The organism is Ignavibacteriales bacterium, assembly GCA_016709155.1.
Classification (GTDB): domain Bacteria; phylum Bacteroidota; class Ignavibacteria; order Ignavibacteriales; family Ignavibacteriaceae; genus JADJEI01.
On sequence record JADJEI010000001.1, the window covers coordinates 387058 to 400465 of the forward strand.

Below are 13408 nucleotides of genomic sequence, written 5' to 3' on the forward strand. Positions count from 1 at the left end.
AATTCCACAAAGGAGGAATGACATGAAACGTAAAATAATTTTTTCCTTGATATTTTGTTTCGCTTCAGTGTTCGCTCAGGAACAAACTACAAAAGTAAATACTGATATTTTTGGCTCGATAACTTCAAGACACATTGGACCTGCAGCGATGAGTGGTAGAATTAGTGCCATAGATGCAGTCAACGACAATTGGTACACTGTTTATGTCGGCGCTACCGGAGGGGGGTTATGGAAATCTACAAACGGCGGCACAACTTTTAGACCTGTCTTCGATAAGCACACTCAATCTATCGGTTCAATCACAATTGATCAGAAACATCCCGATACTGTTTGGGTGGGAACCGGTGAAACATGGGTAAGAAATAGTGTCTCTATCGGAAATGGAATTTTTAAAACTACCGATGGGGGGAGCAATTGGAAATTGATGGGACTAGAAAAAACTGAACGCATTGCAAAAATTATTATTGACCCAAATAATCCTGATGTAGTTTATGCAGCAGCAACAGGTCCATTATTTTCCGAAAGCGAAGAGCGTGGAGTTTATAAATCCATTGACGGTGGAGTTACCTGGAATAAAATTCTTTATATAGACCAAAACACCGGCTGTTCATCTATTGATATTGATTATTCGAATCCAAATATTTTATATGCAGGGATGTGGGAATTCAGAAGGAAAGCTTACACATTCAATTCGGGTGGTAAAGGCAGCGGCTTATACCGTTCCACTGATGCTGGTAAGACGTGGCAAAAGATAACTGAAAACCTTCCCGAAGGTGATCTCGGAAGAGTTTGTGTTACAGTCTCCCCTGTTGATCCGTCAATAGTTTTCGCACTTATCGAAGCAAAGCAATCATCTTTATTAAAATCAACTGATAAAGGTGAAACATGGGAAAAAGTAAATGATACTCCTACCATGGGGGAACGACCATTTTACTTTTCACTGATCATTCCTGATCCGGTTGAAGTGAATAGAATTTATAAACCAGGATTTTCTATCAACGTGAGTACTGATGGCGGAAAAATATTTTCATCTCCCTTTGTCGAAGGTGGTGCAATTCATAGCGATATTCATGCATTATGGATAAACCCGAAAGACAATCATGAAATGTATGTTGGAACTGATGGAGGGGTGTACGTTTCGCACGATAGAGGAAGCTCATGGAATCAAATTAGAAACCTTCCCGTCTCTCAGTTTTATCACGTTAGTGTTGATATGAAAAAACCTTACAATGTTTACGGCGGCTTGCAGGATAATGGCTCGTGGGTAGGTCCTTCTACAAGTACAGGCGGCATATCAAACAGTGATTGGAAAAATATAGGATTCGGTGACGGCTTTTATGTTTTTCCTGATCGCACTGATGAGAATATTCTTTATTGGCAATGGCAAGGAGGAAATATCGTTCGACACTACATTAAAAGCGGAGAATCAAAAGAGATCAAACCTTACTCTGATGATGTAAATGAAATTCTTAGATTCAACTGGAATACGCCCGTAGCTTTTAGTCCCACAAAAGAAAAAGTAATGTATGTTGGTGCACAATATCTTTTCCGATCAACAGACAACGGCGATAGCTGGGAAAAAATCTCCCCCGACCTTACGACTAATGATCCCGAAAAACAGAAGCAGGAACAATCGGGTGGTTTGACCATAGATAACTCAACCGCTGAAAATCATTGCACCATTTACACAATAAATGAATCGTCCTTAAACTCAAAAATAATTTGGGTTGGAACTGATGATGGAAATATTCAAGTAACAAAGGATGGAGGAAAATCATGGCAAAACGTTACCATAAATATCACCGGATTGCCAGCTAATACTTGGTGCAGCAATGTTTATTCAAGTAATTTTGATGAAAAAACTGCGTACGCAACTTTCGATGGACATTATAATGGAGATATGAATACGTATATTTTTAAAACAAGTGACTATGGAAATAGTTGGACTTCTCTTTATTCACAAAATTTAAAAGGATATGCTCATGTAATCCGCGAAGATTTAGTGAATAAAAATCTTCTTTTTCTCGGAACTGAACTTGGACTATTTGTATCAATTGACGCTGGAAAATCATGGAGTCAATTCACAGCAGAGACTCCAAACGTTGCAGTGCGTGACATGGTAATTCATCCAACTGAAAATGATCTTGTAGTTGCAACACATGGCAGGGGTATTCTAATCATTGATGACCTGACACCAATACGAAATTTGAGCGTAGATAAATTAAGTGATGAATTAGTATTTCTTGAAACTAAACCCTTCCCTATCAAGAATCCGGGACAAGAACAAGTCTTCGGCGGTGATGATGAATTTACTGGAAGGAATGAATCCGAGACTGCGATTATAACCTATTACTTACAGAAGAGACATGTATTCGGCGATATGTTCATTGAAATTTATAATGATAAAAATGAAAAGGTTGCAACACTCCCGGCTGGTAAAAACAAAGGTATAAATCGTGTTAAATGGTTTATCAGGCAGAAGCCGCCAAAAGTTAAAGCGTCACTCGGAACTTTGGGAAGAACTTTTTTTGGTCCAACATTTCCTCCCGGAAATTATACCGTTAAAATTATTAAAGGAGATAAAACTTATTCCGGTAATATCACATTGATCTACGATCCTGATTCGCAGCATTCAATTGCCGATCTTGATTTACAATATCAAACTGCACTGAAAGCCTATAAATTGACTGAAGAATTGGGATTCCTTGATAAAAAAACAACTAATCTTAAAGATAAATTGCAGAAGAAATCTGTCGAAATAATTAATGATGAGCCGCTGATGAATTCAATCAATGCACTTTCGGTCAAACTCGAAGCTCTTCATAAAGAATTAGTTTCTACAAATCCAAGCAGGCTTTCGGGAGAAGAAAGGTTGATGGAAAAAGTAACGGATATTTATGGAGCTGTTATGGGTTATCAAGGCAGACCAACTGAATCGCAGTTAAAAAGACTGACAGCACTTGAAACTGAGGCCTCAAATAAAAGAAATTACTTGGAGGAAATTTCTTCTTCGGAGTTAAGTAAAATTAATGATGGGTTGAAATTAAAAAACCTAACAATTATTTCATTGATGACAAAAGAAGAATATTTAAAAGACAATTCTAACTGATAATATTTAGAAGCCATCCGGAATTTATTTTGTATCTCACTTATAAAATTTCGGATGACTTCGTTATAAAAGATTAAAAGTCTTTTTATAACTTCTAAGTTTCTTACCGTCTAAAATCGATATTAGATTCCCTGGGTTTTTACTGAATTCAATTTCTCCCGGGCAGAAAATAAATATTCTATTTGACAGCGTTTTTACTTGCTCAAATTTAGTTGAATATTTTTCAATATCATCATCAGTAACAAATTCGCTAAAAAAGAGTAAACAATTCAAAGCCAATTTATCCATACCCGCAAAATACTCCGCTTTAAGAATGAATTCATTTTTACTAATTCCCGATTCAATATTTAAATTCTCGAAACCTAATTTTCGAAGAAATTGATTAATGAGCGAAATAAAATAGTCTTGTGTCCAGGATTCAATTTTCACTTCGCTTTCCTCAGACGCCGGAAAAATATTTTGAACATCAATAATTTCAAGCCAATCTGCATCACTCAATAACCTTGAGAAGTTATCAGCTTGTAAGGTTTCAAATAAATTTTTATCAAGCAGAAACTTTTCCATCAGTTTAGTTTGAATAGCTTCATCTATAGTGTTTCTCACCTGATAATTAATTATTTCAATTTCACTGGATAAATTATTTGTGAAAGTATCTTCAAGATGCCAGTTATTAATCGGGTTCCACCAATTATCGAAAAGAATTATTGAAGGTAGATTTTCACCCGAGATTTTTAATCTTGACAATCTGCCATTAAATAATAAGACGTTGGTTTTGCTATCAATAAAATTTCTAAAATCAATGTCACTCACACTATTCTTTAACACTGAAAACGAAATTGAATGACTTTTTAATACAGGTTCGAGCATTTTTAAACCAAGTTTATCATACTGCGAACTAACAATAACTTTTCTTCCTGATGCAAGAATGATTTGAATATGTTGAATGAGAAGATTTGCTTTAGAACTTGATTTAGTCATCAAGGAAAAATTGCAGGCTTGTTTCAATTTATGTATCTGTGTAAATATGGTTGACTGAAACCGGAATGGATTCCCCTCCTTCACAATCAAAGTCATTTCCTTTTTGGCTGATGCTAATGCTTCTTCATACTCTGCCCTTTGTAAATTTTCTAAATTCAGCCAATGACCATTGATTTGATTTTTCCTCTTATTTACATTTTCAGTCGAATAATTATTAATACTGACATTAGAATCATCTGATATGACTTTTTGCAATTCTTTAAACAAAAATTCTTTAGAACCCGTTGAAGTAAACCAAATAAATTGATTTCTGCATCTATAAATTTTCCTTATCAGGCTGAAATGTTTTTCCAATTCGAGTTGAAATTCGTCACAGATCATCACATCAAATGAATTGAGAAAATCTTCATTGACTAAATTTTCTGCTAAAGCATTTGAAAGGATTTCATAGGAAGTAATTAGAACGTCGGAAGTGCAATCGGACAACTCATTGAAAAATAAAGCTCCATTCGATAGTGCTCGTACTTTATTAAAATTTAATGATTTGAGATTTTCAACCCATCCTTCCGGATATTTGACAAATGATCTTTCACCAATTCCTTGAAATTCATTTAAGCTGCAAATTATTAGGATAGAATTTATTTTTGATTTTTCACTTTGGTTTCTCAACCTATTAACGATGTTAGAATATTTAAGAGACAAAAACTCACCGCACAAAAGTTCCTTATTAAAACTATTAACTAAAACTTCTTTTTCGGGAGCGACATCTTCTTCAATAATTTTTTCAACATAATTTTCAATTGGCATTTCATTAATGAGTTCTGGAATTTGAAGAATATTCTTATGAACTAGAAAATCATTACCAGAGACGGTGCAACTATCTAACATATCGAATTTGGAGATGAAAACTTTCTGCGATTCAATTGTAATTGATTCGTAATTTGTCAGTAGGGACATATTAATGGGTGATAAAAATTTTAAAAACTTTTGCTTTTGAGCAGTCATGTAAGCAGGTATAGCTCGAATCGCAATCTCATTCAAAATAACTGGGCTTATCTTGTAATACTTTTGGACTTTCTTATTTAGGGTGAATTTCACACTATAATTTTTTTTAGAGAAATCATTTTCTTTTTCACTGAGAAGTTCAATTTGAATAATGCTTGCATTTAACGTGCTCAGTTTGTCATTAACTTCCGGTATTGAAAGACCAAATTCATAAATCGTACTAAAACTATTTTCAATTTTAGTGTTTGTAAAAAGTTGTGTAAAAGTAAGAAATTTTAGATGTTGTGACTGATTCGTAATCTCATTAAAAAAATTCCCGAATTCAAAATTGAATTTTTTGCACAGCTGCTTGATAATTTTAAATCTGAATGTAGATACTGCGGGGTTCTTAAAGTTGAGAATGCCAAGATCAGCATAATATTTTGGAGTTAATATGGGAAATAGGTAGTCTCTTTGATCTGGAGTATCAAATGTTTTAAGAGGAATTTTTGGTAATAATCTTGCACTTGAAGGCTGGGGGAAATATACTCTTTCATTTTCAGGAATCTTCAGCCATTTATGCCAAGCATAATCCTCGGCTGTCGAAATTTCAGCAACAGTCGAAGCAACCTTCGTCCGTACTAATCGAAGCATTATTATTCGTTAGTTTTTTGAAGCTGAACCTGTTCACAGGCAAGTTTAAGCCGTTCGAATGGTTCGATAATATTTCGCTTTGAAGAAATTTCGGACAACATTTCTTTAATTTCTGGAAGTTCCGATTGAAATTTTTTACCACTTTCGATACAAACCTCACCGCCATTCCAAGGAGCAGGAATTTCTTCTGAAACTGAATTATTATTTTTCTTTTCTGATTTTTCAAAAACTCTAACTACTCTTACATTTTGTTTTTCATTTGCACCGAGAAAAAGTGGATCGCGAACCAGGATCAAATCAACTTCACCACTAAGTGCATTGATCAATGGCACAGAAATTAACTCAACTTGAATATGCTCGAGAAGCACATCGCCATAAAGAGTTTTTTGAAAATTTGTTGGTTTAATCGGGGCTGTTACACGAAATTCCAGTGGTTTTGTGTCTAAATCTGTTACTAAAATTGCTCCCATCAATCCAGACTTCGTGTCTGTAGAATAGCTTTCTAAAAAGCCAATTTTATTTAACTGCATAGCCGTCTTTCAATTCAATTTTAAAATTATAGCGTTCAAATTATTTAGTAGCAACATCAATGTATACATTTATTGTACCAAAAATTTGCAGAAAAAAGCCTATTACGAACTTTTAATTTTTTTTGATTTTCAAATCTATTTTTCAGACAGTGAATAACTGAAACAAAATAACATGGTAATTAATGCCGATATTCTCCAAAATTTACCTGCTTAATTATCAGTGTCCGATAAATCTTTTGTATTACTAAAAATAATGTTATCAGCTAATAATATTTTTTGATAATTAAAATTTATAGTGCTATTTTTATGTAGATTAAATCTTAATAGTATGCAATGCAGAAAAATATATGAGAAAAACAGCCTCACAATTAAACTTCGGGGAAACTGCAACAATAAGTGAAATAGATACATCCAATCCATCATTCAGAAGAATTATTGAAATTGGATTTACACCCGGACAGGAAATTGAATTAATTAATAAATCATTTTTTAATGACCCGCTTGCGTTTTCAATTAGAGGAACACTGGTTGCAATCCGCCGAAGTGAAGCAGACTGTATTATTGTTTCGTGATGGTTCAAACTAAATTAAACATCCCCCTTATCACATTGGTGGGTCCGCCTAATTCTGGTAAAACCACCCTCTTTAATTATCTCAGCGGGAAGAATCATAAAACTGTAAATTACCCGGGATCAACAGTTGAATACAATTCTTCAATTTTACAAAATAAATTTGGATTACATGCGGAACTTCTTGACTCTCCTGGGATGGTTAGTCTTATCCCAAATTCTCCGGACGAATCAGTTGCAATTGAAGCACTCTACAGTCACCCCGAATTTGGTCCGCCATCTATTGTTATAGTAACTGCCGATTCAAATCAGCTTACGCGGCATTTAATACTTTGTAAGCAAGTTATTCAAAGCGGCTTCAGAACTATTTTGGTTTTAACCATGTTAGATTTAATGAATAAACGAGGATATGACATTGATGAGTTAAAATTAGGATTGGAATTAAATTGCGATGTTGTAAAAATCGATGGGAGAAAAGGTACTGGCATTCCCAAATTGATTGATAGAATCAAAGCCAACCTTGATTTGATCAAATTGGGGGAGAAAATAAAAATTGAGAATTTTAAGATTCCAACTGATAAATCCTATTTACTAAAATCTTTTGCAGAGATCGAACAAATTGAAGCTAAGGTTCTAACAACTAACGGACAAAACAAACAACAAAGTAACTTGGAAAAAGCAAACAAGGAGCTTCTTGTTCTTAACAGTGTGAAAAAATTTCCACATAAAATAGATGAAACTACACTGAAAATTGACCGGTTCCTCCTGCATAAATATTGGGGATTGTTTTACTTCTTTCTGGTAATGTCTTTGACCTTTACTTCGATTTTCTGGCTTGCTCAACCATTAATGAATCTTGTGGATAATTTCTTCGGATACGCATCTGAAACAGTTTTTCAAACGATGGGATACACCTGGTATAGTGACTTAATCGCTAACGGATTAATTGCCGGGCTGGGCTCAGTTCTGGTTTTCGTTCCTCAAATAATTATACTTTTTATGATATTAGGTTTGCTTGAAGACACTGGATACCTTGCACGCGGAGCAATGTTAATTGATAAACCACTCTCAAAAATTGGTTTAAACGGACGATCTTTTGTCCCGATGCTCTCAGGTTTTGCCTGTGCTATTCCGGCAATGCTTGCGACAAGAACAATTCCGAACAGAAGAGAAAGATTACTTACGATTTTTATTATTCCCTTAATGAGCTGCAGTGCCAGATTACCAGTCTATGCACTTTTAATAGCATTTATAACCCCACCTGAAAAACCTTGGCTCGGGGGGATTATTCTATCCTCCATTTATATATTTAGTATTATCAGTTCAGTGGTTATTGCTGGATTAATAAATAAATTCAGGAAAAAAATTATTAATGCGGAGGACTCATCTTCATTTATTCTTGAATTACCCACTTACAGATTACCTAAAGCGAAAGTGGTGTTCAACAATACACTTAGCAGCTCGAAGCTTTACGTGCAAAGAGCAGGTCCGATAATAATAGGGTTTTCTTTGATACTGTGGTTTTTGACATATTTTCCAAATACAAACCCCCACGTTCAGAGTGAAAATAACTCACCGATTCAGTTACATCAATTACAAAGTGCAGAAAGATTATCTCACTCCTATGCATCAGATTTGGGAAAACTAATTCAGCCAATAATGACTCCGTTGGGAATGGATTGGAGAATTGGAGTCTCGCTTGTAGCAGCATTCGCAGCAAGGGAGGTTTTTGTAAGTTCACTTGCTCTAATTTTTAAAGTAACTGGCGATCAGGAAACTATTCAACAATCAATTCTTTCTGCAATGAGAAGCGCCGAAATAGAAAACTCGAGTCAGAAACTATTTACTATGGCTACAAGTATTGGTTTGATTGTTTTTTTTGTTTTTGCAATGCAATGTATTTCGACAGTTGCTGTTGCCAAAAAAGAAACAGGCGGCTGGAGAATACCAATTTTACAAATATTAATTTTTACTTCAATAGCTTATGTTTTTACTTTTGCTACTGTATATGGATTACGACTCTTAGGCGTTGAATAATAATTATATTTAATAAGAATTTATTTTCATTATTTTTAATTAATGATAAAACTAATTAATGCAAGAATAGAATTCGTTTTGTGAAAAATCAACAAGCTATAGAATTATTCCGCTCATTCTTAAAGAATGGTCAAAACCGAATTACACCTGAACGCTTTGAAGTATTAAATGCGGCAATTGAGTATCAGGGACATTTTGGGGCTGATGATCTTTTCATCTTGATGAAAAATAGAAAATCACATGTATCGCGAGCTACTGTTTATAAAACTCTTGAATTATTAGCTCAATGTGATTTGGTGATTAAAAGAAACTTTGGTGACAATCTCACTCGGTATGAGAGCAGCTTTAAAAAACAAAATCACGATCATTTAATTTGTGTTGACTGCGGACGCATCGTTGAATTCACTGATGAATCAGTTGCAAAATCACCCAAACAAATCTGTGACAAACTTGGATTTAATTTCGGTAGTTACTCCTTTAACATTTTTGCACACTGCAAAGACAAAAATAGTTGTAAACATTTTAAAAGCCATTAAACTTGAGAATGAAAAAAGAATTAACTGCTATAAAATACCCGCTTCGTTGGAGTAAAAAAGATTTTTCAATAGATGTTTACTGCTCAATTCCAAATATTGCAACTGGAATTTTATTAAAAGCCGGGAAGGCAAACTTCATTGTTGACCCCGGTGATGGGATACTTAGAGATTTAAATACAAATATCGGAACGCAGGAGATTCTAAATATTTCTGATATCTTTGTAACGCATGGACATCACGATCACGTCGGAGGTGTTTGGTCGCTTCTAACATATCTTAGAGTTATGAATAAAAAAAAATCTTTAACAATCCATTATCCGAACGGATGTAAAGAAATTGAAAGTATTTATAATGCATTTATAAATGTGTATCGCCCTTACTTGTCTTATAAAATAAAATTAAACAAAATCACAAAGACCAAGAAAATCTCTACCAAGAACGTGTCCGTATTACCGTTTAATGTTATCCATAAAGAATATTTATTGAACGGTAAAGAGACACGAAATGTCCCGGCAATTGGTTATAATTTTACTTATAAGAATAATCGGATTTGTTACGGTGGTGACACAACTTATTGTGAAGAGTTAGTGAAGAACGCAAAAGGTGCAGACCTCGCAATAATCGAAGCAGGACACGAGGACGAAACTCCGGATGAAATGCATATGACTTTGAAAGAAGCTTATACTATCGGCAAATCAGCAAAAAAATTTTTTTTAGTTCACGTACCCGAATAAATAATTGGAGAATATATGATCTATCATTCTTATTGGAAGCTTAGCTTCTCACTGTTTTTCCTAAGCACAATAATAATTATCCCTCAGGAAAAATTTCTTTTTGAAGGCGAAAAGCATTTAAGCAATATTCAAATGCTTACAAATGGAGGGGAGAATGCTGAAGCATATCTTTCCTTTGACGAGCAGAAACTAATTTTTCAAAGAACTTTTGGCGAACTAAATTGCGACCAAATTTTTACAATGAATATTGATGGCAGTGAAATGAAACTGGTTTCAACCGGATTGGGAAGAACAACCTGCTCTTATTTTCTTCCGGGTGACGAACGGATAATTTATGCGTCAACCCACTTAGACAATACTGACTGTCCACCCCCACCCGACAGAAGTAAAGGGTATGTCTGGAAACTCTATAATTCTTTTGATATATTTTCTGCGAACGCAGACGGCTCAGATGTTAAACAAATAACTGATGCACCGGGCTATGATGCAGAAGCAACTGTTTCCCCGCTTGGCGATAAAATAGTTTTCACCTCCACCCGTGATGGCGATCCCGAGCTTTATTTAATGAACATTGATGGGACTAATCAAACAAGATTAACACATCATAATGGTTATGACGGCGGTGCATTTTTTTCGCAGGATGGAAAACAAATCGTATTTCGTGCTAGCACTCCAAAAACTGAACAGGAATTAGCAGACTATAATGACCTTGTAAAAGAAGGACTGGTAAGACCTTCAACTCTGGAAATTTTTATTATGAATTCTGATGGATCAGATAGAAGACAAATAACAAACTTTGGTAAAGCAAGTTTTGCTCCATTTTTATTTCCTGATGGTAAAAGAATTATTTTCTCGTCCAACTTGAATAGTGAAACCAGCAGGGACTTTGATCTTTATATGATTAATGTAGATGGTTCAGCACTTGAACAAATTACTCATTTTGATTCTTTCGATGGTTTTCCAATGTTTACCCGTGACGGAAAAAAACTTGTGTTTGCTTCAAACCGCTTTAATAATCAACCTAATGAAACAAATATTTTTATCGCCGATTGGATTGAATAATTATTTGCTCTGATCGGATCAATGTTTATAAATCTGATCAGAGCATTTCTTGAATTCGACTAATAATAAAATCGAAATCCTGCACGAAACATTATACCGCTCATATCGTAAACTCTTTCGAATGTTCGCTTTCCAATGGTAGGGGAATCAATTTCATAAGTCCAGCTTGGCTCTGAATTATAATAATTCATTTCTAGTAAAACCTCCGAACGAGGTCCAATATTATAAGCACCGCCGACTCCTAATCTCCAATTAAAATCGAAAGCACCTTTTAGTTCATTGTCATCAGGGTTTTCAAAATTTCTATAATCAACGATTAGAATCTCCGCCCCAATCGCACCCGTTACATATATTTTCGTCCTGGGTGCCACTGGAAATTTTAGCGTTGCATTAATCATTAATGGAATATCGTGCAGATTTGTTTGAGCTCTCAGTTCATTTATTCCGCCGGAGATTCCATAAATCTCATTGAAGGATTCTACGAGTGTTTTATCAACATAATTTTTATGAAACCAATCTACGCTCCACCCAAAATTGAAGTTCTGATCAATATATCTACCACCTTCATAACCTATAATAAAGCCTGCATCAGTTGCCCCTGGACTAAATGAGCCAAGTTTAATTGCTGCTGCGTTTCCTTGCGCAATAATCGGTAGAGAAATTGAAAATAAAATTAAGAAAAATAACTTTTTCATATTTAACCTTTATATTTTTATTTTTTTATGACAATGATAGTGCCACAAATTAACTGTTAAAATTTAAAAATTCTTCTACTGCTTGTATAAATTAATACACAATTTTTTTCTGAAGTGGACAGTTTTAATTAATAATGAAGTTATTTATTTTGATTTGCAAAAAAGGAATTAATAAATCTTAGATGATAAATATTTTATTTGTATGTATGGGAAATATTTGCCGCTCCCCTGCGGCTGAAGCTATTCTAAAAAAGAAACTGAGAGATTCAAATCTCGGTGAAAGATTTTTTGTTGATTCTGCAGGAACAATTGATTATCATGCGGGTGAACTACCTGATCCCAGAATGATTGATTGCGGAAATAAAAGAGGTTATAAACTTGATCACCACGCAAGAAAATTTTTCCCTAAAATTGACTTCGACAAATATGATTATATCTTTACGATGGATGAATTGAATTATACAGCAATAGTTAATTGGGACAGAGAAAAAAAATTTTCTAATAAAATAAAACGAATTACTGATTACTGTAATAACTTCAAGCTAAATCAGGTACCTGATCCTTATTATGGAGATGAAAATGATTTTAATTATGTGCTGGATATTTTAGAAGATGCATGCAACAGCATCATAAGAAGTTTAGAAAATGATAAATCAAATTATTAAAAATGATATCGAACAATGTCTCAACGATAAAATAACCTCGATCAACATTGTCTGCGGTGGATGTATAAATCAAACATTTCAGATTAAAACAGAGTCAGACCATATTTATTTTATTAAAATAAATATTGATCCTCCTCAAAATATGTTTGCCGCAGAGGCAGCAGGCTTAGATGAATTACGAAAACCAAATGCTTTTAAAATACCCCGAGTAATTAAAGCTGCACCAAATTATTTAATCCTTGAAAATATACCTGCCGGAATAAAGTCTAAATATTTCTGGGAAGATTTCGGAAGATCATTCGCACAACTTCACAAGTTCACTGCGAAATCATTTGGTTTTTACACAGACAATTTTCTCGGATCAAACTTACAAATCAACCATTCAGAAGCATCATCAAATTGGTCTGATTTCTTTTTTACAAATAGGCTGTTATTTCAATTCAAACTTGCTGAAAAGAACTATTTAATTGATCCATATTTCCGAAATAGCTTTATCAAGTTAGAAAAAAGAATCAATAGTATTCTTGATGATCAAGTTTTGCCGTCACTGCTGCATGGAGATTTGTGGTCAGGAAATTTTATAGTTTCAGTGGATGGATCGGCATGGTTGATTGATCCGGCAGTCTATTATGGTCACCGCGAAGCAGACTTGGCATTGACTAAACTGTTTGGTGGATTCAACAATGCTTTCTACGAAAGTTACAATAATGAATTTCCATTAGATGAGGGTTATGAATATCGGGAAAGTATTTACAAACTTTATCACGTTTTAAATCATCTTAACTTATTTGGGAAAGGTTATTATCAGCAGGCAATTTTATTAATGAATTTTTATTTAAAATAAACTGAGGAGGCT

General features: G+C 34.2%; 11 protein-coding genes. 8 read left to right on the plus strand and 3 right to left on the minus strand.

Annotated features, from left to right (window positions below):
• Nucleotides 1–22: 22 nt before the first annotated feature.
• The gene (locus IPH11_02005) at nucleotides 23–3109 is read left to right on the plus strand and encodes a glycosyl hydrolase (protein MBK6912492.1); all 3087 of its coding nucleotides are present in this window, start codon (nucleotides 23–25) and stop codon (nucleotides 3107–3109) included.
• Between the two features lie 63 nt (nucleotides 3110–3172).
• On the opposite strand, the gene IPH11_02010 is transcribed toward IPH11_02005, so the two are convergent.
• Both IPH11_02010 and IPH11_02015 read right to left on the minus strand, forming a co-directional pair.
• Entirely contained in the window at nucleotides 3173–5725 is a 2553-nt protein-coding gene (locus IPH11_02010) for a hypothetical protein (GenBank protein ID MBK6912493.1), read from the minus strand.
• Nucleotides 5726–5727: 2 nt separating this feature from the next.
• Entirely contained in the window at nucleotides 5728–6255 is a 528-nt protein-coding gene (locus IPH11_02015; GenBank protein MBK6912494.1) for a hypothetical protein, read from the minus strand.
• 347 nt (nucleotides 6256–6602) lie between these two features.
• Here IPH11_02015 and IPH11_02020 point away from each other — a divergent pair, with 347 nt between their 5' ends.
• The 5 genes from IPH11_02020 (at nucleotide 6603) to IPH11_02040 (ending at nucleotide 11192) form a co-directional block, all read left to right on the plus strand.
• Complete coding sequence (locus IPH11_02020) at nucleotides 6603–6827, plus strand: ferrous iron transport protein A (GenBank protein ID MBK6912495.1); 225 nt, start codon at nucleotides 6603–6605, stop codon at nucleotides 6825–6827.
• A complete protein-coding gene (feoB, locus tag IPH11_02025; GenBank protein ID MBK6912496.1) occupies nucleotides 6827–8860 on the plus strand; it encodes a ferrous iron transport protein B in 2034 nt (677 codons plus the stop codon). Before IPH11_02020 ends, feoB begins: the two co-directional genes overlap by 1 nt.
• Before the next feature lie 80 nt (nucleotides 8861–8940).
• Nucleotides 8941–9396 (plus strand): transcriptional repressor, encoded by a 456-nt coding sequence (locus tag IPH11_02030; GenBank protein MBK6912497.1) that lies wholly within the window; start codon nucleotides 8941–8943, stop codon nucleotides 9394–9396.
• Nucleotides 9397–9404: 8 nt separating this feature from the next.
• Nucleotides 9405–10130 carry an MBL fold metallo-hydrolase gene (locus IPH11_02035; GenBank protein MBK6912498.1) on the plus strand — a complete coding sequence of 242 codons (726 nt, stop codon included), beginning with the start codon at nucleotides 9405–9407 and terminating at the stop codon, nucleotides 10128–10130.
• Between the two features lie 15 nt (nucleotides 10131–10145).
• Nucleotides 10146–11192, plus strand: coding sequence for a PD40 domain-containing protein (locus IPH11_02040; protein ID MBK6912499.1), 1047 nt, complete (start codon nucleotides 10146–10148; stop codon nucleotides 11190–11192).
• A 59-nt stretch (nucleotides 11193–11251) separates the two neighbouring features.
• On the opposite strand, the gene IPH11_02045 is transcribed toward IPH11_02040, so the two are convergent.
• Complete coding sequence (locus IPH11_02045; protein MBK6912500.1) at nucleotides 11252–11887, minus strand: outer membrane beta-barrel protein; 636 nt, start codon at nucleotides 11885–11887, stop codon at nucleotides 11252–11254.
• A gap of 182 nt (nucleotides 11888–12069) precedes the next feature.
• On the opposite strand from IPH11_02045, the gene IPH11_02050 reads away from it, so the two are divergent.
• Nucleotides 12070–12552 (plus strand): low molecular weight phosphotyrosine protein phosphatase, encoded by a 483-nt coding sequence (locus tag IPH11_02050; protein ID MBK6912501.1) that lies wholly within the window; start codon nucleotides 12070–12072, stop codon nucleotides 12550–12552.
• Nucleotides 12533–13396 (plus strand): fructosamine kinase family protein, encoded by an 864-nt coding sequence (locus IPH11_02055; GenBank protein MBK6912502.1) that lies wholly within the window; start codon nucleotides 12533–12535, stop codon nucleotides 13394–13396. The genes IPH11_02050 and IPH11_02055 overlap by 20 nt, the downstream gene beginning before the upstream one ends.
• Nucleotides 13397–13408 lie beyond the last annotated feature (12 nt).

What these genes read in the sequence shown, in the direction of transcription:
- feoB (MBK6912496.1), top strand. Translation starts at nt 6,827, where the DNA reads ATGGTTCAAACTAAATTAAACATCCCCCTTATCACATTGGTGGGTCCG.
- IPH11_02045 (MBK6912500.1), bottom strand. Translation starts at nt 11,887, where the DNA reads ATGAAAAAGTTATTTTTCTTAATTTTATTTTCAATTTCTCTACCGATT.
- IPH11_02015 (MBK6912494.1), bottom strand. Translation starts at nt 6,255, where the DNA reads ATGCAGTTAAATAAAATTGGCTTTTTAGAAAGCTATTCTACAGACACG.
- IPH11_02005 (MBK6912492.1), top strand. Translation starts at nt 23, where the DNA reads ATGAAACGTAAAATAATTTTTTCCTTGATATTTTGTTTCGCTTCAGTG.
- IPH11_02010 (MBK6912493.1), bottom strand. Translation starts at nt 5,725, where the DNA reads ATGCTTCGATTAGTACGGACGAAGGTTGCTTCGACTGTTGCTGAAATT.
- IPH11_02050 (MBK6912501.1), top strand. Translation starts at nt 12,070, where the DNA reads ATGATAAATATTTTATTTGTATGTATGGGAAATATTTGCCGCTCCCCT.
- IPH11_02020 (MBK6912495.1), top strand. Translation starts at nt 6,603, where the DNA reads ATGAGAAAAACAGCCTCACAATTAAACTTCGGGGAAACTGCAACAATA.
- IPH11_02055 (MBK6912502.1), top strand. Translation starts at nt 12,533, where the DNA reads ATGATAAATCAAATTATTAAAAATGATATCGAACAATGTCTCAACGAT.
- IPH11_02040 (MBK6912499.1), top strand. Translation starts at nt 10,146, where the DNA reads ATGATCTATCATTCTTATTGGAAGCTTAGCTTCTCACTGTTTTTCCTA.
- IPH11_02035 (MBK6912498.1), top strand. Translation starts at nt 9,405, where the DNA reads ATGAAAAAAGAATTAACTGCTATAAAATACCCGCTTCGTTGGAGTAAA.